The organism is Shimia sp. W99 (assembly GCF_053851455.3).
This window is the reverse complement of sequence record NZ_JBSQBU020000004.1, coordinates 1-19,031: the sequence shown is the minus strand read 5'-3', so window position 1 is coordinate 19,031 and position 19,031 is coordinate 1. Positions and strand designations below refer to the sequence as shown.

General features: G+C 58.8%; 16 protein-coding genes. 5 read left to right on the top strand and 11 right to left on the bottom strand.

The window, feature by feature from the left end; translation table 11 throughout:
* Positions 1 to 16: 16 nt before the first annotated feature.
* From ACS3QZ_RS20190 to ACS3QZ_RS20175, 4 genes are all read right to left on the bottom strand, one after another.
* On the bottom strand, positions 17 to 1,246 hold the full coding sequence (locus ACS3QZ_RS20190) for a serine hydrolase domain-containing protein (protein ID WP_203199940.1): 1,230 nt from the start codon (positions 1,244 to 1,246) through the stop codon (positions 17 to 19).
* A 21-nt stretch (positions 1,247 to 1,267) separates the two neighbouring features.
* Positions 1,268 to 2,527, bottom strand: coding sequence for a TRAP transporter large permease (locus ACS3QZ_RS20185; RefSeq protein ID WP_456039517.1), 1,260 nt, complete (start codon positions 2,525 to 2,527; stop codon positions 1,268 to 1,270).
* Positions 2,527 to 3,021, bottom strand: a complete 495-nt coding sequence (locus tag ACS3QZ_RS20180; protein WP_203199938.1) for a TRAP transporter small permease — start codon at positions 3,019 to 3,021, stop codon at positions 2,527 to 2,529. The genes ACS3QZ_RS20185 and ACS3QZ_RS20180 overlap by 1 nt, the downstream gene beginning before the upstream one ends.
* 111 nt (positions 3,022 to 3,132) lie before the next feature.
* Positions 3,133 to 4,134 carry a TRAP transporter substrate-binding protein gene (locus ACS3QZ_RS20175; protein WP_456039516.1) on the bottom strand — a complete coding sequence of 334 codons (1,002 nt, stop codon included), beginning with the start codon at positions 4,132 to 4,134 and terminating at the stop codon, positions 3,133 to 3,135.
* 689 nt (positions 4,135 to 4,823) lie between these two features.
* Between ACS3QZ_RS20175 and ACS3QZ_RS20170 the strand changes: the two genes are divergently transcribed.
* From ACS3QZ_RS20170 to ACS3QZ_RS20160, 3 genes are all read left to right on the top strand, one after another.
* Entirely contained in the window at positions 4,824 to 5,456 is a 633-nt protein-coding gene (locus ACS3QZ_RS20170) for a tyrosine-type recombinase/integrase (RefSeq protein ID WP_300586879.1), read from the top strand.
* Between the two features lie 169 nt (positions 5,457 to 5,625).
* Complete coding sequence (locus tag ACS3QZ_RS20165) at positions 5,626 to 6,240, top strand: hypothetical protein (protein ID WP_456039515.1); 615 nt, start codon at positions 5,626 to 5,628, stop codon at positions 6,238 to 6,240.
* A 1-nt stretch (position 6,241) separates the two neighbouring features.
* A complete protein-coding gene (locus ACS3QZ_RS20160; RefSeq protein ID WP_456039514.1) occupies positions 6,242 to 6,871 on the top strand; it encodes a hypothetical protein in 630 nt (209 codons plus the stop codon).
* 14 nt (positions 6,872 to 6,885) lie between these two features.
* Here ACS3QZ_RS20160 and ACS3QZ_RS20155 read toward each other — a convergent pair whose 3' ends face one another.
* Complete coding sequence (locus ACS3QZ_RS20155; RefSeq protein ID WP_456039513.1) at positions 6,886 to 7,719, bottom strand: hypothetical protein; 834 nt, start codon at positions 7,717 to 7,719, stop codon at positions 6,886 to 6,888.
* A 232-nt stretch (positions 7,720 to 7,951) separates the two neighbouring features.
* Between ACS3QZ_RS20155 and ACS3QZ_RS20150 the strand changes: the two genes are divergently transcribed.
* Both ACS3QZ_RS20150 and ACS3QZ_RS20145 read left to right on the top strand, forming a co-directional pair.
* The gene (locus ACS3QZ_RS20150; protein WP_456039512.1) at positions 7,952 to 8,650 is read left to right on the top strand and encodes a hypothetical protein; all 699 of its coding nucleotides are present in this window, start codon (positions 7,952 to 7,954) and stop codon (positions 8,648 to 8,650) included.
* Positions 8,651 to 8,653: 3 nt separating this feature from the next.
* Entirely contained in the window at positions 8,654 to 9,601 is a 948-nt protein-coding gene (locus tag ACS3QZ_RS20145; protein ID WP_456039511.1) for a hypothetical protein, read from the top strand.
* 293 nt (positions 9,602 to 9,894) lie between these two features.
* Here ACS3QZ_RS20145 and ACS3QZ_RS20140 read toward each other — a convergent pair whose 3' ends face one another.
* The 6 genes from ACS3QZ_RS20140 to ACS3QZ_RS20115 all read right to left on the bottom strand — a co-directional run bounded on the left by ACS3QZ_RS20140 (position 9,895) and on the right by ACS3QZ_RS20115 (position 18,200).
* Positions 9,895 to 11,895 (bottom strand): type IV secretory system conjugative DNA transfer family protein, encoded by a 2,001-nt coding sequence (locus tag ACS3QZ_RS20140; RefSeq protein ID WP_456039570.1) that lies wholly within the window; start codon positions 11,893 to 11,895, stop codon positions 9,895 to 9,897.
* Between the two features lie 8 nt (positions 11,896 to 11,903).
* Positions 11,904 to 14,237, bottom strand: a complete 2,334-nt coding sequence (locus ACS3QZ_RS20135; RefSeq protein WP_456039510.1) for a relaxase/mobilization nuclease domain-containing protein — start codon at positions 14,235 to 14,237, stop codon at positions 11,904 to 11,906.
* Positions 14,224 to 14,817 (bottom strand): transposase, encoded by a 594-nt coding sequence (locus ACS3QZ_RS20130; RefSeq protein WP_456039569.1) that lies wholly within the window; start codon positions 14,815 to 14,817, stop codon positions 14,224 to 14,226. The genes ACS3QZ_RS20135 and ACS3QZ_RS20130 overlap by 14 nt, the downstream gene beginning before the upstream one ends.
* Before the next feature lie 564 nt (positions 14,818 to 15,381).
* Positions 15,382 to 15,588: a hypothetical protein gene (locus ACS3QZ_RS20125; RefSeq protein WP_007120662.1), complete on the bottom strand. Its 207-nt coding sequence runs from the start codon at positions 15,586 to 15,588 to the stop codon at positions 15,382 to 15,384.
* A 534-nt stretch (positions 15,589 to 16,122) separates the two neighbouring features.
* Entirely contained in the window at positions 16,123 to 17,139 is a 1,017-nt protein-coding gene (locus ACS3QZ_RS20120) for a nucleotidyltransferase family protein (RefSeq protein WP_456039509.1), read from the bottom strand.
* 131 nt (positions 17,140 to 17,270) lie between these two features.
* A complete protein-coding gene (locus tag ACS3QZ_RS20115) occupies positions 17,271 to 18,200 on the bottom strand; it encodes a DUF2493 domain-containing protein (protein WP_456039508.1) in 930 nt (309 codons plus the stop codon).
* Between the last annotated feature and the right edge of the window lie 831 nt (positions 18,201 to 19,031).

The following is a 19,031-nucleotide window of genomic DNA, read 5'->3' as shown; positions in this document are numbered from 1 at the left end:
TTTGGTAGTGGGTCTGTCACAGGGCTGCGGCCAAGGCCCGGTTGCCTCGTAACACACGTTTGAAAGAGGGCCGCCGCGCATTCGAGGTAAAGTCGGGGCTGGAAAAGCTTGCGATCACGGTTTTGGTGGATTTGTTTACATAGATCATCTGGCCGTAGATTCCGATCGCGGCGCGCTCACCCTGCTCTGCATCGCAGATCCACCAGAAACTGCGATAGCCGCCAAAGTCCGGCATATGGGTGATTGCGGTCGGGTCCGCAAAGATGCTGCGTTGCCATGCCAGACGATCCTGATCGCGCAGCGCGTATGTGTCGGCCATCCAGTCTGCGCCAATGACCTGATCGTCGCCCACCCGACCTTCGTTCAGTGCCATCAGCCCGAATCGGGCTGCGTCGCGCAGGGTGGAGTTAAAACCGCCCGTGGCAATCGGGTTGAACTCGGTGTCGGCACACAGGAACGCATCATGTTCGGTTTGCAGTCTGGCCCACAGGTATTTGCGAATGAACTCGGCCAGGGGCAGTCCGGTCACCGCCTCGATCACCCAGCCGATCACATCCACGTTCGGCGAGTGGTATTCAAAGGTCGTTCCATGCGTCAGCCCTGAGTTCAGCCGAAAGGCCGGCAGAAACCCGCGCGCGCCGCGCGGAGTGCTGTCTTTTCGCGGGTCCATTTGCATCAGGTCCCAGGCGGGCACCAACCCCAGCCTGCGGAAATACTCCAGATGCACGGATCCGGGCACCATATCGTCGTATTCCTCGGAAAAATCGAGGGCCGAGACCATGTTCAACACTTGCCGCAGGCTGGAGTGGGCAAAGGCGCTGCCGACCAATGCGGGCACATAGTCTGCCGGTGTTTGCTCGGGGTCGATACCGTAGTGGTCGATCAGCACCCCGAACAATGATCCGATGATCGATTTGGTGGTCGAGGCCCAAAGATGTTTGTCATGGCTTTGAAAGGCGCCGAAATAGCCTTCATATAGCACCTTGCCATCCTTGAGAACGATATAGCCATCAGCACTATCGCCGCTGAGGGCGTCGATCAAAGTGCCGGTCCGGCCCTCATGATCGAAACGAAAGGCCTCAATGTCATTGCGTGGCGATGCAGGCAGCGGCGACACCTGTCCAGCGCGAGCAACATCCACCGTGGGCATAAAGCTGAAGTGCGACAGCGCCCATGGGATATGCTCCGGTGCGCGCCAGTTGCTCAGCGTGATATGCGGCGGTTTGATGCGAGACGGGTCAATCATGCGGGCTCCTGTTAAATGCCGTCATCCGACCAGCATAAGCGACAGCTGCGGCACAAAGGCGATCACCAGGAGCCCGAACAGCATGATCAGGATAAAGGGGATCACGCCGCGGATGATCAGACCGAAAGGTTCGCGAAAGGCCGTCATGGCGATAATAAGATTCAGCCCGACCGGAGGCGTCAGCAGTCCAATTTCCAGGTTCACGGTCATGATGACCCCCAGATGAACTGGATCAATGCCAAAGGCCTCGCCCATCTGCAGCAGGATCGGCGCCAGAACCAGAATGGCAGAGGCCATGTCCATGATGCAGCCCACCAACAGCAAGAACACGTTGATGATCAGCAAGAATGTTGTCTTGTCCGAGACATAGGACGATACCCATTCGGTCAACGCACCGGGCACCTGTTGCGTGGTTAAAAGGAGGTTGATGCTGAGCGCGATCGCCAAAAGTGGAAACAGCGCGCCCATCATGGTGGTAGTGTCAATCGCGGTGTCATAGAGGTCGCGCAGGGTCAGCTCGCGATGAACAAAGCGTTCAACAATCAGCGCATAGGCCAGCGCCACGGCCGCCGACTCCGTGGGCGAGAAGAGACCGGAATAGATGCCCCCCAGAAGGATCACCGGCATCAGCAAGGACCACACACCCTGTTGCAACGTGGAAATCAGGTGGGTCAGGGAAAAGGCTTCGCGTCGGACATGGCGATTTGCGATCACCGTGTAGATGCCGAGAAGAGTAGTCAGGAACAGCCCCGGCAGGATGCCTGCCGTGAACAGATCGACAATCGAGGTCTCGGTGACGATACCATATAGGATCATTGGAATCGACGGCGGGATCACCACACCCAAGGTCCCGCCGGTTGCCAGTGCACCCAGCGCAAAGCTCTTGGAATAGCCGTCATTGATCAGCGCGGGGTACGCGATGGTGCCAACAGCAATCAGCGTCACCGCAGACGAGCCGGAAATCGCCGCGAAAACTGCACAGGTCAGGATGGTGGCCAGCGCCATGCCACCTGGAACCGGCGCGGTGAGCGCCCGCATCACGTTGATCAGCCGTTCGGCAATGGCACCCTTGCCCATGACCGAACCGCACAGCAGAAACAGAGGGATCGACAGCAGGACCTCTTTGTCGATGGCCGACCACATGTCTTCGAGGATGTAAGTAAGCTCGGCGTCGCCCCAGAAGAAATGGATATAGGCCCCTACCACCAGGAGAATGGCCGCGATGTTCACCCGCAGAGCAAGCGCACCAAAGATCAACACTATCAGTCCGATCCACAGCATCACTCAAGCGCCTCGTCAGGGCGCAGATCAGGACTCACCGCGAATATCGCATAACGCAGGGCCGTTGAGAAAAACGCATAAGGAACAATGATCTGGATGTACCACAGCGGGATACGTACCACGCGGGCCACATCGCCGTACTCGATCGCTTCCAACAGGAACTCGATCGCGACAGCGCCAAACCCGGCAAAGATCACCATCATGATAAAGCTGCCGATACGGTCAGCGGTAGCGGACATGTGTTCAGGAAACAGCCCGTCCATGAAGCGGGGACGCAAGTGCCGTCCCTTTGACGCCGCGAGACCAAGCCCCAGAAAACCGATCACGATCATCAGGTACACCGAAATGCGCTGTGCGCCCCAAATCGAACTTCCCGCCAGTTCGCGCATCAGCACATCGGCCAAAAGCAACCCGGCAATCACCACATAGGCGGAAATCGCCACGGCAGCTTCGGTTACAAACAGCAGAGTCAAAATGCGTCTGTTCATCGTCATGACGTCACCTCCAATGGGCGTTCAGACTGGGCTAGGCGCGCTGGCGCCAGAGGGCGCCAGACCTTGTCCTCTTGATGACCACGCATCATGCAGCCACCCTTCGGGTAGAGGTTACTCGCCGCAGGCTTTCTTGGCTTCCAGAACTTTTGGCCAGAATGCCTGTGCTTCTGGTCCCAGGCTTTCGACCATCGAGGCCCAGTTCGGCTCGACCTTGGCCTTCCACGCCGCACGCTGTTCTGGCGTCAGACGATGCACGCCACCTCCGGCCTTTTCATGCAGGCCCAGCAAATAGGCATCCATGCCGGCAATGCCCTGACGCAGGATCGACAAGTCAGGAGTGGCGTCACCGAGGATTTTTTGATGCTCTGCGGACAACTTACCCCAGTTCTTTTTACCCATCAGGATGACGCCTGACTGGTGCGAATGGCTGGTGACGGTCAGGTGCGGCGCAACCTTGTTGATGCCAAAGGCGACATAGGACACGCCAATCGACTCTCCCCCTTTGACCAGCCCGGTCTGCAATGCCGCCGGAGTGTCTGCATAAGGGATTTCAATAGCATTGGCCCCAATCGAGGTCATCAGGGTGCGAGACATCGCATGCGGAGCGGCCCGGATCTTGTACCCCTCGGCATTGGCAACATCCGAAAGATCATCCTGAGCGTAGACCTGCACCCAACCATTTTCGGCCCAGTCGATGACCTGGAACTTGTCCGACATCATCGCGGTTAGGTCCTCACGTAATTCGCGGTCCAGAACGCAGTAGATGGTCTCGGATTTCTCAAACAAGAACGGAGTGCTCAACAGAGCCGTGACGGGCACGTTCTCGGTCATGGGGGCAGCTGAAAAGACCCCGATGTCGACGCGCCCGCGCGCAACCTTGTTCCAGACTTCCAGCTCATTGCCAAGCTGGGCGTTCGGAAAAATCGTAAGCTGCAATTCGCCATTGGACGCGGCTTCGACGTTTTCCTTCCACTTGGCGATGAAATCGTACCAGGGCGTGCCTTCCGGCGCCAGTGTGGCGACCTTCAATTCTGTCTGTGCAAAGCTTGCGGCGGGTAACAGGGCACCTGCAAGCACGGCGGCAGCGGCGGTTCTGAAGAGCGGTTTTATCATGTCTATCCTCCCATGGCCCGAATAAGTCTCGAGGCCGAACATTGGCACCTCCTCAAGCGCCCGACTCTGTTTTACCAAAAATTAGAATAAAAATTCAATTTCTAAATTTGGTGGTGCAATGTGACGTTGGGTCCAATGGCGCTGCCGGACAGGGGGCAAACGCTTTTTGGGAACCCTTTGCCTTTGGCCAATTGGTTTGAAACAAAAACAAGATCGCGATTAAACCGGCATTGTCCTACCTAATGCTAGCTTGCTGCGGTTTGAGGAAATTCGTGCAGGTCACAGCATCCATAACTTTGGGCTGAGAACCTACTAATGCCGCATAAGGGAAAGACACCCGCTATTTGATGGCGAAAGGCAGGACCGTTCGCAAAGGTGGCCTAGATATCGATGCGATCAGCGATCGCTCACACACTGATCGTCAAATGGCAACTAAGTCCGCGGCCTGTGAATTGCTGTCGAATTTCTCGCTGCCCCATGGACAAATGGCGGCGATCTCTGCTGCCGCGCGGCGTTTTGGACCGAGCATCTGCGGTGATTTTTTGTGCTGCTGTACACGCAGCAAAAGAAGGCGATGACCGGGTTGGGCTCATAACCGACCTCGGATGCAATGCAGCATCATGTGATATGATGGCTTGTCAACGTCGGGTTGTCGATGTGGGAGGGCGTGGTGGATCGGAGGATCCATCATGGAAACACCAAACTTACCCGCCATCCGCGCGCTGCGTCCAGCCTGGAACAAAGGCCGGATCGTTGGCCAAAAAAGACCGCTTAAGCCCAAACATGTCTGGGCTATCAGGGTGCGGTTGGAGCTGGCCGAGAACCACCGCGATCTGGCCCTTTTCAATCTTGCCATCGACAGCAAACTGCGCGGCTGCGATCTGGTGAAGATGAAGGTGGTTGATGTCATGGCGTCAGGTCAAATCAAGGAACGTGCGTCAGTTCTGCAGAGCAAGACCCAGAAACCTGTGCGCTTCGAAATCTCTGAAGGCACACGTGCATCGCTCGCAAGGTGGATGCGGGAGCCGCTGATGATCGGATCCGAATACCTCTGGCCTGGGCGTTTTCACGAACGGCTTCACATCTCGACCCGCCAGTACGCGCGTATTGTCCGTGACTGGGTGACATCCATCGGTCTGGAGGCCAGCGCCTATGGCACGCACTCGATGCGGCGAACGAAGGTGACCCAAATCTATAAGAAGACGGGCAACCTTCGGGCAGTCCAACTGTTGTTGGGCCATACCAAGATGGACAGCACTGTCAGATACCTGGGCGTTGAGCTTGAAGATGCGTTGGCGATCGCCGAAGCTATCGAAATCTGAAGGCATGGGCCGTCTTCACGGACGGCCCTTTGAGGTCTCTCAAGACCACTGCGGCGAAGGTCGGGTAGAGTCATAGTGCTCGATACTCTGAGCTGAAAATATCTTCTGTTGACGAATAGGTGGCGCCCAGTAACTTCAAAGAAACGATAATTGAAGTCAGGATATTCATATGGTTTTTCGTAGCGCATTGTGCATTGCTTTGCTTCACACTTCGCCCGCATCGTCGCAGTCCTTAACGGCTGCCGATGTTTTGGCGCTAGTCGATCAAAAAGTAGCAGGGGCGAATGAGTACCAACGATTGCTCAACGACCCCGATCCATCGCGCTCCATGGCGGCGATGGAAATCATGCTCGGCTCGGGAGACGCGACGCTTGAACGCATGGCGCTTGACTACGGCCTCTACAGCCCGAACCCAGTTGTGCGCCGCACAGCATTGGACGCGTTTTTCTCAACTCAGCCTACCCTAGGCATCTACCTGACCCAAGCCGAAGGCGAAAAAAATAGAAAATGGGACTATCACGCGACCCAAGGGAAAGGGTCCGTCCTTGAAGACGGGCGCATCTTTTACAGCACACAGATCGGAAAATTTAAAGAAGATCAAAATTGCTATACAAGATTCGAAAACGACGACTGCCGCGTACGCGTGTCGGACACGGAAGTGGGCATAACAATTTGGGGTAACTGGCACTCTTTGACACTTAACGATCAAGGTCAGCTGGTTGGCAGCGGAGCGTTCCCCCACAGCAACAAACCCGTCAAAACATCAATCCAGATCGGTAACTAACATGACTAAATGCTTCTTTTTTGGCGCAGCGCTCTCGCTTCTTGCGGGTGCCGCCAGCGCACAATCTCTCTCTGTAGCCGATCTTCAGGCGAAGATTGATGCCGAGTTGAACAAAGGCTCTGAATACGTTGAACTGCTCAACGATCCGGACCCTGCCCGCGCGCTGAAGGCGATGGAGCTGATGCTGGATTCGGGCGACGAGGTGTTGGTCAAAGCGGCCTTGGACTACGGTATCTATAGCCCCGACAAAAACGTACGAAACCTCGCGATCAAGTCCTTTTTGGACACATCACCGCGCCTAGAAATCCAGTTTGACGGGAAAAAGGCGGATCGTGCGGATTTGGAAAGGATCATCGGTCCCCTCTATGGGCTAATCCCGAATGAGGAGGGCTATGCCGTGACCACGCTGGACATCGAGGGCTATGATAGTGACGCCAATTGCTACTTCATGAAAAACAGGATTGCGAATTCGAAATGTCTTCTAAGGATTGTTGGTGAGGTGGTTCAGTACCGTTCATCAGATGAAAGATGGTACGAGATGGAGTTTCTCGATTCCGGTGCGCTGACAGGCATAGCAACTCAGTGGTTTAATGCAGCTGCGGTAGTCAAGGTCACGATCCCGCTGCGTTAGTTTTTTGCGCTAGGTTACTTCACGCGCACCGCACTGATGCCGATCGCGCCGCTCTCCCACGCGTCGTTGACCGTGATGAACACCCAGCGGGCCAATGTCGGCGCGCGTGAAAAATCGAAGACCCCATCGGGTCCCATCTCGGCCGCGCTAAAAAAGCGTGGCCGATTGCCGTCTGGGGCAGTGGACACATCGATTCGAATGCTGCGCGGGATGGCGTAATCCGCGTCAACATCTGAGAAGACGCGCACACTCGATAGGGGTACGGCGCCGGGTGACTTGATTTTAAACGCGATACGGTTGGGGCGGGGCAGGTCAAACACATAGCTGCCGTCGCCCAACATATTGGCCTCTGCGACATCGGGGTAGATTGGCGGTTGCGACGCACGAACAAACTCGAGAGGAAGGCCATCACCGTCATCGTTGCTTGCTACGGGCGTAGAGTTGGACGCAGCCGCTTGAAATCCTGCTTTGCGGTTCAGTCGGCGCAAGAGGTTCATGTGCAGTTCCTCGACGCGAATGAACCGCCCTTCGGTAGACGATAGCGCCTCCACGATCATACCAATTGGTTTCTCGCCATCAAAAAGAAACGCGCCACTGGTGCCTTTGAACAGCTCGCTCGAGCCATCCTCAATGCGCGCATCGAGAGTGAGGTAATCAGTCTTCGTGACGGACATATCAATGCGCTCAATTTCACCAGATGGTAGCAAGCGTAAGAGTTGAACTCGCCGACCAGAGGCGAGCCTCACTTCGCCAGATAGGTCATCAAGCGTCGTGACGCATTTTTCCTCAATAGGGCCGCGCACAACGCCTATGGCAAAATCCATCCCTTCCCAAAATGGCGTTTCCACCAAGGCCCCAGAGTGTACGACCGGGGCGGATGAGAAAACCGTAACGCGCCGTTTATTATTTGCGACGTGCCTTGGGGTTAGAACATAACAGGTCGAGCCATGCTTTAGGAGCATGCCATGGCCAAGCTCATCCCCGCTTTGCACGGAGACGGTTTGGGAAAATACGGGGGTGATAAGCACCGTGAAACACAATATGCTTGCCGCAAGTAGTTTGCTCAGGGAGCTTAGTTTCATGTTTTCAAAAACTCTTTTCGCAGTGATGGCGATCTGCCCGACTATGCTTGCTGCCCAAGAACATGGCAAAGCAAAACTTACGGCAAGCAATTTCACCGAGGTCGTAAACGAGGCTGCTGAAATTTCCGGGGCTCGACTCGTTGGGTTGGCGCGGTTTGGACCGTTGCCGAAGAACTCTATCAGCGTGTCAGCACATATTCCGAAAGACTGGTCGGGCGCCACGGCATGTTTGTCGGTTTTGAGTGTCGACGGGTTCTATCAGAGCCAAGCTTCTTACAACGTGTCGGAAGACTGGGAGGGGGGGAGTATTGTCCTGGAATACCCAACGAAAAATGCAAAGTATGTTCGCACAATCCAGAGTGGAGGGATTGCGCCACTCCTGACCCTCGGGCCTTGCGGGGACGGCAGGGATGATAACTCCCTCGTGTTTTGGGGGGAGCAATCTGGAGAGAGCGTCGCATTGCTTTTGAACACGTCTCGTGCGGAAGAAACGTTCGTGTACTTCCCGAATAACCCCGACATTGCAGACGTATCGTGTGAGGTCGTCGAATTTGATAATAGAACCGCTTTCGATACAGTTTGTGTCTTGCCAAAAAGCGTTGTGTCAATTGCTCCACTTGTCGCTGGGAGCGTATCGTTCAAAAGGGGCGAAATGGGGCGGGCAGTAGAATTCAAGCTTCATCTATCGAAAGAGTAAGAGATGAGTGCTGATGATGGGCGTACGGATTTGAATGCATCTCCCATGAGAGCAGGTGTTTCTATTGCTCTGATTGGGATTGCGTCTTTGTTTATCGCATTTCTCGTGGCTTTGGCGCTTGGCGTCGGTGCAGATCGCACAATTATGATTTCAGCCGAGACTGCCAGCATGGAAATCCAATTTTCTGGAGACGCTGATTTTTGGGACTTTGGCTCAGTGACTATTTGCGAACCTTTGGAGAAGATTGACAGGTTCAAAAAGCGCGGGACTGAAATTTGTGATCCGAGACGGTATGAACAGAAGCATGAAGTCGTGAACCTGAAGTGGTCAGATGGTAGCCATATTGTTGTCTCGACGACCATGGAAGGCTCTCTTGAAATCCTGCTGAGGCATGTCGCTGATTATAAGGCAGGTACAATAATCCATTTGCCGCGCGACACATGGTTGGCATTGGGTGCGTTGTCGTTTTCCGGTTTCGCTCAACTTGGGCAGGTCGCGGCAACGGGAGAAACAAAGCTTCTAAGTTCAGGAGCGTACGATATACGAGAGAAGCCATTCCTGACGAACGCAACTGAAACCATCAAAAATGGGAGCTTTAGGCCCGGAGAAAGGGTTGAGGTATTCCAAGGAAACAGGAAAGACCAAACCCAAACGCGTGTGTATGGCTACGTGTTGCCAAGCCATCATGACTCGAAGAACTTCCAAGTTTCTTTAGTTTCCGAAACAGGACCTTCAACGATATTCATTAGCTATTTTGGTGGAGAAGATCGGATCGAGATTGCGCCAAATTGGATTGATCGCTCTATTGAAAGCCCGCTTATTCTCGCCCTTTCCATCCTTGTTCCTTTTTTCCTAGCAATTTCGAAACTTATTCGAACAGCATCTAGCGGTTTTTCCTCAATTTACCTTTCTGCAATCCTGCGGCGTTTCAGAAGAAAAATTAGCCGATAATTCCATACAAGTTGGGAAAATCATTCCGTCGTGATGTTACGGGATTTTCAACCAAACGCGAACTGAATAAACTTTCGCCATCCGTGCCGGTGCGTCCAATTTAAGAATACTCAAACGGGACAGCGCCCCCTCCTCGACTTAAGACGCCAACGAATACCGAAAGCGGTTTCGAAAATCAAAGACCTGCGCCAATTACTTCTAATGGTAGGTCATGGCCGCACAGCGGACCTCGGTGCAGAGCACAGCGAATGGCCGCTCTCCGCCCTCCCTGAAAGATGGCGATGCACACCACGCTATCGAGCAACCAGCTTTTCGACATCCCCCTCTCGCAGCATCGCTTCCATATCGTCCAAGCCATCAACGGCAGAGCGCATCTGCGCCTCATCATCCACCCCCACTGTCTTGGCATCCGCAAGCTGTCCCCCAAAATCCATCTCCATCTGGCGCTGTTCCTCGGCGATGACGGCTTGAACGACAGGCGCGGTCTTCTTTGGAACTACATCAGATTGCCCTGAGGGTTGACCGTCAACGCCCTCGCCTGCCCGCTCTACATCAGCTTCAGAACCACGGGGCCCGCTCGACGGCGGTGTCATCGGCATGGCGCGCATGCTCAGCGGCAGCGTGCCTTGCGATCCCCCTCCCCCCGGCTCCGGAAACGGCAACTCTCCCGTCTGCGCCGCGTGGATCGCCTTGAACAGCCGATCGTCAAAATACTGGATCCGCTTTGCCCGGACCGGCATTTGCGCATCGATCACCATGACAATCTCGTCGAGCGGTAGGCGGCGCGCCTCATCTTCGGGCAGCAAAGAGCTTTCTTCGGTCCGGGTCGACTGGCTGCGCCCTTCGAAGGGGTTCTTGCCGATGGACTGGGAGCGCGTGACGACGGTCTTCGTGGTCTTGCCGACCGCCTTGCTCAGCTCCTCGACGGTTTTTTCGTCTGACGGCGTCAGGTAAAGCTTCACACCAGCATTGCCCTGCAGGGCGCGGCGGGTGTTCTCGCCATAGATTTCATCGAGGGCGGGGATGGTTTGCGTGACCACGGCCAGATGACCGCGATAGGTCCGCAGCGTCTCGATGCTCTCGACCACGATCGGCATCTTGCCCAAGCGGTTGAACTCGTCGAGCATGATCATCACCGGCCAGGGCTCGTCCGGCCCGGGGTCCTTTTCCTGCATGGCCGAGAGGAGATCGGAGAAGAAGAGCCGGATCAATGGTGCCAATGGTTTCACCATCAACGGCTGGACCACGAGATAGACCGAGAAGGGCTTTTTCCGGATCGTCCGGAAATCAAAGTCCGACACCGCCGTCGCCTCATCGATCGCCGGGTTCTGCCATTGATCCAGTCCCGAGGTCATCAGAAGCGAGACATAGGAGGTCAGAGTATCGTTGTTGGTGGACGCCAGCCGCGTGAAGATCAGCTTGGCTGCCCTGTTGTCGACCTCATGCCCCCGCGCGGAATACTCCTTCTGCTTGTTCCCGCCCGAGGCAGCGATGCGGTAGATTTCGCCCAAGGTCGGGCGCTTGCGCTGGAACGCCAAGAGCCCTGCCGCGACGAAGAGATCGATCCCGCCTTTGAGGAGGCCCTGCACCCGGTCGTTGTCGCTTTGCAGGAAGAGCGTCGCAAGAAGCTGCAATTCCATCTGCTGGCGCGCGGGATCTTTCAGTTGATAGATGCGCAGGAGCGGGTTGTAGCGATGCGTGCGCTTGCCCTCCCAATCGGTGGGGGCAAAGCGATAGACCTTGTCGCCTTGGGCTGCGCGGTGCCGGGCCGTGGCCTCGAAACACTCGCCCTTCACATCGAGCGTCACGGCGGAGCCCTGCCAGGTCAGCAGGTTCGGAATGACGAAGCCCGTGGTCTTGCCGCGGCCCGTGGGCGCCACGATCAGCGCATGCGGGAAAACCTTCGAGCAAATGTAATTGGCGCGAGAGCCAGGCGTCCCCAGCTTGCCGAGGATGAACCCGGTCCCGGGCGCCCCGAAAAACCCATTGGCCTTCATCTCGCGCGCACTCTGCCAATGCGTCTGGCCAAACCGTGTGAGGGCCGATCCCGAGAGGGCGAGGCTCAGCATCAGGCCGGCGGCGGCAAAGCTGCCGATGATCAGGTGAATAAGTTGGGCATCCTCCGGGCGGCGGTCCAGGATCGCCATGTAGTTCTGCGCGATATAGGCAAAGTCGATCTCGGCCCCGAAGCCGAGATCCTGGTAGGTCAGCACCGCCGAGGCGATGGTATAGCCCATGGCCCCACTCACAAGCGTCACCAGAAGGACGCCCGTGGCGATCCGCGCTTTTCCCATGGCGGCGCTCAATGGACCTGTCCCCGCTCGGTCTCGCCATCCACGTCTGTCGCGCGGTGTTTTTCATACTCGGCATCGGCCAGTTCATCGACCACCTGGCGCAAGGCCTCCGTGTTGGCCGTGGCGGCATCGGATTGCAGATAGGCCTTGGCGACATAGAGCCGGTCGAGACGGTCCTCGAGAACCTTGTCCAGTGCATCGGCATCGCCGGATGTGAGCCGCTCAAGTTGGCGAACGTCCAGCGCCCGCGCGATCTCGGTTCGGAAAGCATCGCGCTCCGCCTCGGTCTCGAAGGGCGCGGACAACTCCCCCGCCCGCTCGTGGTCCAGGACACGCGCAATCTCGTCTGCAAGGCGGTCGGCACGGTCAGACTGCGGTGCAGTTTCATCCCCTGTTGCGAGGGTCTCCTCGCGCGTGCCAACCCCAATCCCGTCGCGCAACTCGGCTTCGCGGCGGACCTGATTGATGGCCTCGGTGTCCCGTATCTCGACAACGGCCGCATAGGTCGCGCCGAGACCACGGGCGAGGTGGGACGGCATGTCCGGATAGCGCGCGCGCAAGTCGTCCGCGACTGCGTCTGCAACAGGGGTACGGGCATCGCGCCCCTCCATGATCCGGTCGACCTCGCGGGTGATCTCGCTGGCGCGGGCCGCATCGGTGATGGCCTCCCTGTAGGGCTCGGACCGGTCAACCACATCGCTTGGGCGTGCGAGCAGGTCCGGATGTGCTGCGAGATATGCGCGCTGCTCTGTTTCGATCCGGCGCTCCGCCCGCGAGACAACCTCCCAGTCCCGGTCCTCGATCTGCTGCGCGGTCAGGCCGTCTGCGCGCATCTCCTGACGGATTGTCCCTTCCATCGCCCGCACCGCGCCCTCGTGATAGTGGAACCGCTCGCTGACCGGTTCCGCTTCCACGACACCGTCCCGGCGCAGCACGTTCTCCCGTTCCAGAAGCGTGCCGAGGTTAACATGCACATCGTTGAGAATGTCGCGCGCCTGTTCCAGATCGGCGCGGCGTTCGAGGTTTAGATCGCGCGCTTCGGCCACCTTGGAGAGATCATCGGCGATCCATTGATGCTCAAGCGCGGCATTCGAGGCGCCGGTTTCGATCCGGGCGACCACTTCCGATGTGCTGATCCCGGTTCCGCGCAGGGCCGCATCAATCCGCGACCGCAGGCGCGGTTCAGAGAGGCGTTCGAGCTTGCTCTCTTGGATGTTCGCTTCGGAGTAAACTCCACCTTCCGACGGCGCCTCAGACAACGTGCGTGAACGCAATCCGAGAGGCTGCATGTGCTGGACCTGCGCTTGGATCTCGATGAGGCGCTTTTCCAGCACGGGACGTTCGGCGTCAGACTTCTCGGCGATCATGCCCTGCACCCGCGCCAGCTTCTCGGCATAGAGGCTTCTCAGATCCTCGAAACTTTGATCCTCGGCCATATACACATCTCCTGTTCGGTCCACCTGCCTGCCCCGCGCCAGCACCTCGCCCGCGCGGAAGAGGGCTGCGGCGATGTCTTCCCGGGCTTCCCGGGAGGCCTCTGCGGCAAGCGAGTGGTAGACAGCTCTGGTATTGGCGATCTCCGCCAGCGTCCGCGTCAGGTCCTGCCCCACGCGTTCCCGCTCGCGGGGTGCGCGACCCTCTTCCTTGGCGGCATAGACCTCGCGGGTCCGGGCGGGGTAATGCACAACCCCGCGATCGACGCGGCGCGTGGCCTCCAGGCGCACACCATACTTCTCCGCCTCCTCGACCATGGCGAGGCGGAAGTCGTCATAGTTGAAGCGGTGGTTCCGCCCGAGGAAAAAGAACTCGCCTTCTTGCGAGCGGCGGTTCAGCACCAGATGCGCATGCGGGTGATCCCGGTCCTCATGCACCGCGATGATGTAGTCGAAATGCCCCGCGTCACTCTGGAAGAACCGCTCGGCCACATCCGTCGCGATGTCGCGCACATCCTCGCCGCGCGTACCGATGGGGAAGGACATGAGCATGTGGGTGGTTTGGCCCAGCTTCGGCTTGAAGCCCGCATCCCACCGCTTGGCAAAGCGCTCGGTCAGATCCTTGATGTCACCCGCCTCGAGCTTCGCCTTGCCATCCAGAAACCCGCTCGAATCCACGATATGGGTCGACTTGGTGGTGAGGTAATCGAGCTGGTTTGCGAGCTGCGATTTGGTATGCGTGCCGCCGCCGCGGATCGCCTTGAAGACCGCTGGCCGGTGCCCTGCTGCCGCGCGCACAAGCTGGCTCTGCTTGGCGACATGCAGCCCCTGCATCGAGCCCCGGATCCGGCTCCAGCCGTCCCGAAAAACCTCCCCGGTAACTGAGTCAACCGCATCATTCAGCCGCATGAGCAAACTCCCTCAGCGCGGCCGTGGCCTCGAGCTGCATCGCGTCGCGACGGCGGCGCAGGAGCAGATCGATCTCGTCAGCGGAATCCAGGATGAACCGCGCCAGCCCGCGCATCTGCGCAAGACGCAATTCGGTGAACTCGGCACTCGTGCAACCGTCAGCCCCCTGCCCCATCCGGTTGGCCTTCGTCATCTGCTTGGCGATCTGCGCGACCCCGTTGCCAACCTCGTGCAGAGAGGCCCTGTAGCGCGCCATCTCTGCTGCCATCTGCGCGTCCGGAACGAACACCCCGCCCGCCGCCTGAATGAGCCGACGCAGCCCTTCGGCCCGGCTCTCGATCCCGGCGGCGGCCAGCACTTCATCGAACGCCGCAAGCTCCGCGGCCGTGACCTTCACACTAACCGCCGAGACCGGGATCGCGGCATCTGCCTGGCGCTCGGCATCGGCTTTCAGGACGTAGCGCACGGCCCGCGATGTGACCTCGAAACGCTCAGCCAGCTCAGACGTCGACACACCCTCCGCGACCTCGCGGACGATCTGCATCTTCTCGATCTCTGTCAGGCGTTTTGTTCGGGACATGCGGAAGAAAGACCCCCTATTTCCTGCCACCTTCCACCAAGGCTGCCCTTACCTTACAATAATATACCAAGCTGTCAATTATATACTTACGTTGCGTTCAGGCTCAGGCAGCCTTGGTGTCCGCTTCCCCCGCAGCCCGCAGGGACGCGGCTCTACCGCCCTCACCACCGGGCACCCACCCCTGTCCTAGGGGTCCCGTCCGCCAGCCCCGCCCGAGGGTCTGGCCGAACACGCACGTGTTCGGACGGAACCGCGGGCGGGCGCAAACCCCTCCGACAGGGCGGACAGGCAAAGTCAAGGAAGGCCAGATTTGGGTAACCAAATCTCTGCCGCAAAAACCGACAGGCCTCGGCCTGGCTGTTTTTGTGGATGGCCCCCTTGACGCTGACTGGCCGGTCTGTCGCGGCCTGATCATTCCGGGGGGACTGCGTCCGTTGAAAGCGCAGCGACCGGCACCAAGGAGAGGTCGCTGTTGGCAATCACTTGCGCCGGAACCGGCATCCCTGGAACAGGGACAGGGCCGCCCCCGGATCGTCCTGGGGCGGCCCATCCTCGTCAGAGGATTTAGTCCTGGGGATCTTTCGCGCTCGGCGGGAACATCACCAGCTCCGAGACCGCGACCGGGAAGTCGAGCTTGAGGCTGAAGAACTCCGAGCCGTCCCCGTTGCGGGTGTTGCGGAACATCGCGCCCACGCGTTGAAAACGGGTGCGCTCCTGGCCATCGGTGTCGGTGAACTTGACGGGGACGGTGGCGACGTAGTGGTTGGTCATTTGGGTTACTCCTTGTTGCGGTGTGGATCTGCCAGCACGGGGGCAAGAGGCCCGGTCGCAAGCGCAAATGCGGAGGGTCCGCGGCTCCGCCGTGGAAGCCGTATTTGTGCTTGCCGGAGCGCTAGCGCAGGGCACGATTGGGCCGACCCCGTGCGATCCACATCTATGAGCAAAAAGGAGTGATCCGGATGATCCTTGCTATCACGCCGACGCCACCATCCGCGTCCCGCCAAGCCTGGCCGGGGTGCGGACGGAGCCCGCCCGCGTGGGAGCTATGTTCCGCAACACCACCCGAGGGTTGTGCAGGTCTTCAGCCTCAAGTGCGACGTCTCGACCCCTCGCATCTTGCGCTGCTGACGATGTGCTAGGTGCGCACCATCCCGCTGCCCGAACCGATGCGGATGGGCCGAACTCTGACGGGCTGGGTAGAGGGATGACGGTGCTGGACGCCGCGAGCTGCCGATCACGCGTGACCAATCGCACGCCCATGAGACATGACGAAAGGGCCGCCCGAAGGCGACCCCGTTATGGCCATCACGCGCCCAAGCTGTCGAGCATCCCCCTGGTATCAGGCATTCGCTTCAGCGAGTTGCCGATGTGTTCCCGCCAGCGCGGCCCAACCTCCAATGCGGTGGCATAGGCCCGAGCCAGATCATCGGGCCGGTCCTCGGCCATCGCTTCGATAAGGAAAGCCGCCTGCTCGCGGTCCTTCGCGGACTTCAGGCTCCCTGCTCCGTCCCGCCGCCGATCGGCAATGATCAGCTTGTGGATCGCGTATCTCTCCGGGCGTGGCACCTGTACGAGTATGCCGGATCGATAGATCGCCGCCGCGTGGATCGGCTCAGCGATCAGGAAGTTGAGATAGTTCAGTCCTTGGGCGTTCACGCCCAAGGCGGGCAGCTCTCGAATGGTCTCATCTCCGAACGCCGGTGTGAGAAACTCGACCAACTGGCCGCTGCCACCCTGGGCCCATCGCCATGTCCGACCTTGGTCAAGAGATGGCAGAGGATCGAATTTGAGCGCCGAGAACGTCTCGGCAAGACCCGGGTCGACCTGATCCTGCAACGCAACGCTGAGCTTCTCGAACTGCGCGATGTCGATGTCGCCAGTATTGGCCATACCGCCAATTGGCAGACGGATACCAAGCTCGCCTTCATAGAGGCGAAATGCATTGGTTCCGACGATGGTGCCACCCAAACGGAAGGTTCCGGCTGCGGCCATGGCCGACAGGATGGACCCGGTTGCCCGGTCGGTGGGGGTCATGCCTTCGGCGCGCAAGAGGCGGACAAGCCGAGACCGTTCCGCCTGCCGATCCTTGGCGGTCGAGCGCAGCTCCTCAATCCGGTTGATACCTGCACGCGTCTCGTCACTGTCCTCGCCGATATAGATGAAGCGCATCTCGGTGCCGACACGCCGGGCTGCGTACCAATAGGCCTTGTCGCCGCGCTCCTTGAGAGTCGGCTTGCCTTCGACACCGGACAAAGCGTCGTCCTTCAAAAGACGTACCAGATCGGTATAGGCGCTCATCGCGATGCTGCTGAGTGGAGTCATGCCAATCATTTCCAAGTTTTGCTTGGCACACATATACCTATCAAAACAGGAAAATGCTAGGCAAAGCAATTTGGGCCCCGCCACGCGCATGAGAAACAACGAAAGGGCCGCCCGAAGGCGACCCCCTCTCTTCAATCTTGCGCAGTCTTCTTCGCCGGGTCAGCAACCCGCATGACCGTCAGGCCTTTCGCTTCCGCCTTCTGCCCGAGGTTCAGCGCGACCCCGTTGCCGCCGAAGAGAACAACCCCAGTCGCCGCGAACTTGTCGTCCAGCATTTCGTCGTTGCACTTGAACGGTGCCGCCCGCCCGTGCGCGGACCAGCGCGGATCGAAGCGTGCCTGTGCTATCCCGCGTGCCCGGGCCCACCGGGCCGCAATCATCTCCGCCCCGTGCTTGCCACCTTTGTGGCAGAGGAAGATCTCCTGGTTGCGGTTCTGCTTGATCCGTTCGCGAACCTTGTCGAGCGTGTTGAAGATCACATCGACATCGGTCCAGTCGGTGGCGCCTGAGACGATCAGAGGGACCCCCTCGACTTTCGACTTCTCGGCGGTTTCGCGGTCGTGCTGCTCCAGAAGCTGCCGGGCCTCGAAGACCGCCCCGGTCTCCTGCGCTCGGACACTCGCCCGAGACCCGGCTGCCGGGATGAAGGCGTGACCGGTCTCGATCTCGTAGCATTCCGCCGCTGCCTCGCTCATCACCTCGATGGCGCTGACAATCTCACGCAGCTGCAGAAAGCGCGCCTGCGCTTCTTCGAGCGCGGTCTCGGCGATCTCCGATCCGTCGTGAGATTTTGCCAGCGCGCCGATCTTGTCGGCTGTGCGATCGACCTCCTTGCCGAGCGCCACCTTGCGCCGCTGCAGGATCGTGGCGAGCCCATGGGCCAGCGGTTCGATTTCTGCCTCAAGACCGGTATTGCGCAATTGACCGATCAAAGCCTCGAAGCTCTCGCGGATGATGCGGTCGGTCAGGATGTGATCCTCGGGGATCGGGAGCTGTGCGTCCTTCTCGGTCAGCCCGAAAAGCTCGATGGTTTCGTAGGTGTTCGCGGTGTCGTAGGCCATGTCTGGTCTCCAGTGTTCGGTTCCAAGGCCACCACGTGAGTGTGGGGGCATGGCCGAATGCCTGGTTTCCGAATCTGTCCGGGTCAGGGACGGCGCAGCCGCCGGCTTGCCGGGCGCAAAAGTTTTCCACGCGCAGCACCCGACACATGCGCGCGCTCACGCACGGGACCGCCCCGCCCCACACGCCCCGCCCTCGCCGAAAAGTTTTGCGATCCTTGACGCGGGCTGATTTGGGGGCCATCCGGAGGATATGCTTCCGCGCTCATGTGTGTGTGTTTTGACGGTAGGTTTGCCCGACCCGAGCAGGCAAACGGCCCGACCGGACGCGGGAGACGGATGAAGCGGCGGGATCGTTTTGGCCTCGGGCCAAAACAGACCAGAGCGCAATCCGGCGGAGCGGCCGGGGAGGGACGTGCTCGCGAGGCGGGCAAACCGGGATGCCGGGTGCTGCGCCGCGGTGAGGCCGCATGGCCGAATGCGCGACGGACCGAAGGGCCGTTCTCCCCTGCGACACGCGAAGCCGAGCAGGGGAGGCCGGAAGGCAAGCATCCAAGTCGATGCTCGAGAGCACAAAACCGACACACTCTGCTTCCAAACAGCGCAAATTGTCTGGTCTGCTGAGGGGTTCGAATGTAGAAAAGACCTTAGTATCATTGAAAATGATCATTCAGAAAGAGCAACTCGACCTTGGCTTCCGCTCAACAACTCATCGGTCTCGTCAAGAGCCACGCAGAAGGGGACGCTGATCGTTTTTACGATCTGGCGATGCAACTCTCTGCGGCTGAAGAGCAGAAGGGACATACCCGTCTGGCTGAACAGTTGCGACAATGG

Excerpts from the sequence above, each read along its gene's own strand:
- ACS3QZ_RS20180 (WP_203199938.1), bottom strand. The coding sequence starts at position 3,021 with ATGACGATGAACAGACGCATTTTGACTCTGCTGTTTGTAACCGAAGCT.
- ACS3QZ_RS20150 (WP_456039512.1), top strand. The coding sequence starts at position 7,952 with ATGTTTTCAAAAACTCTTTTCGCAGTGATGGCGATCTGCCCGACTATG.
- ACS3QZ_RS20175 (WP_456039516.1), bottom strand. The coding sequence starts at position 4,134 with ATGATAAAACCGCTCTTCAGAACCGCCGCTGCCGCCGTGCTTGCAGGT.
- ACS3QZ_RS20160 (WP_456039514.1), top strand. The coding sequence starts at position 6,242 with ATGACTAAATGCTTCTTTTTTGGCGCAGCGCTCTCGCTTCTTGCGGGT.
- ACS3QZ_RS20135 (WP_456039510.1), bottom strand. The coding sequence starts at position 14,237 with ATGCGGCTGAATGATGCGGTTGACTCAGTTACCGGGGAGGTTTTTCGG.
- ACS3QZ_RS20125 (WP_007120662.1), bottom strand. The coding sequence starts at position 15,588 with ATGACCAACCACTACGTCGCCACCGTCCCCGTCAAGTTCACCGACACC.
- ACS3QZ_RS20185 (WP_456039517.1), bottom strand. The coding sequence starts at position 2,527 with ATGCTGTGGATCGGACTGATAGTGTTGATCTTTGGTGCGCTTGCTCTG.
- ACS3QZ_RS20140 (WP_456039570.1), bottom strand. The coding sequence starts at position 11,895 with ATGGGAAAAGCGCGGATCGCCACGGGCGTCCTTCTGGTGACGCTTGTG.
- ACS3QZ_RS20170 (WP_300586879.1), top strand. The coding sequence starts at position 4,824 with ATGGAAACACCAAACTTACCCGCCATCCGCGCGCTGCGTCCAGCCTGG.
- ACS3QZ_RS20120 (WP_456039509.1), bottom strand. The coding sequence starts at position 17,139 with ATGACTCCACTCAGCAGCATCGCGATGAGCGCCTATACCGATCTGGTA.
- ACS3QZ_RS20130 (WP_456039569.1), bottom strand. The coding sequence starts at position 14,817 with ATGTCCCGAACAAAACGCCTGACAGAGATCGAGAAGATGCAGATCGTC.
- ACS3QZ_RS20115 (WP_456039508.1), bottom strand. The coding sequence starts at position 18,200 with ATGGCCTACGACACCGCGAACACCTACGAAACCATCGAGCTTTTCGGG.
- ACS3QZ_RS20145 (WP_456039511.1), top strand. The coding sequence starts at position 8,654 with ATGAGTGCTGATGATGGGCGTACGGATTTGAATGCATCTCCCATGAGA.
- ACS3QZ_RS20165 (WP_456039515.1), top strand. The coding sequence starts at position 5,626 with ATGGTTTTTCGTAGCGCATTGTGCATTGCTTTGCTTCACACTTCGCCC.
- ACS3QZ_RS20190 (WP_203199940.1), bottom strand. The coding sequence starts at position 1,246 with ATGATTGACCCGTCTCGCATCAAACCGCCGCATATCACGCTGAGCAAC.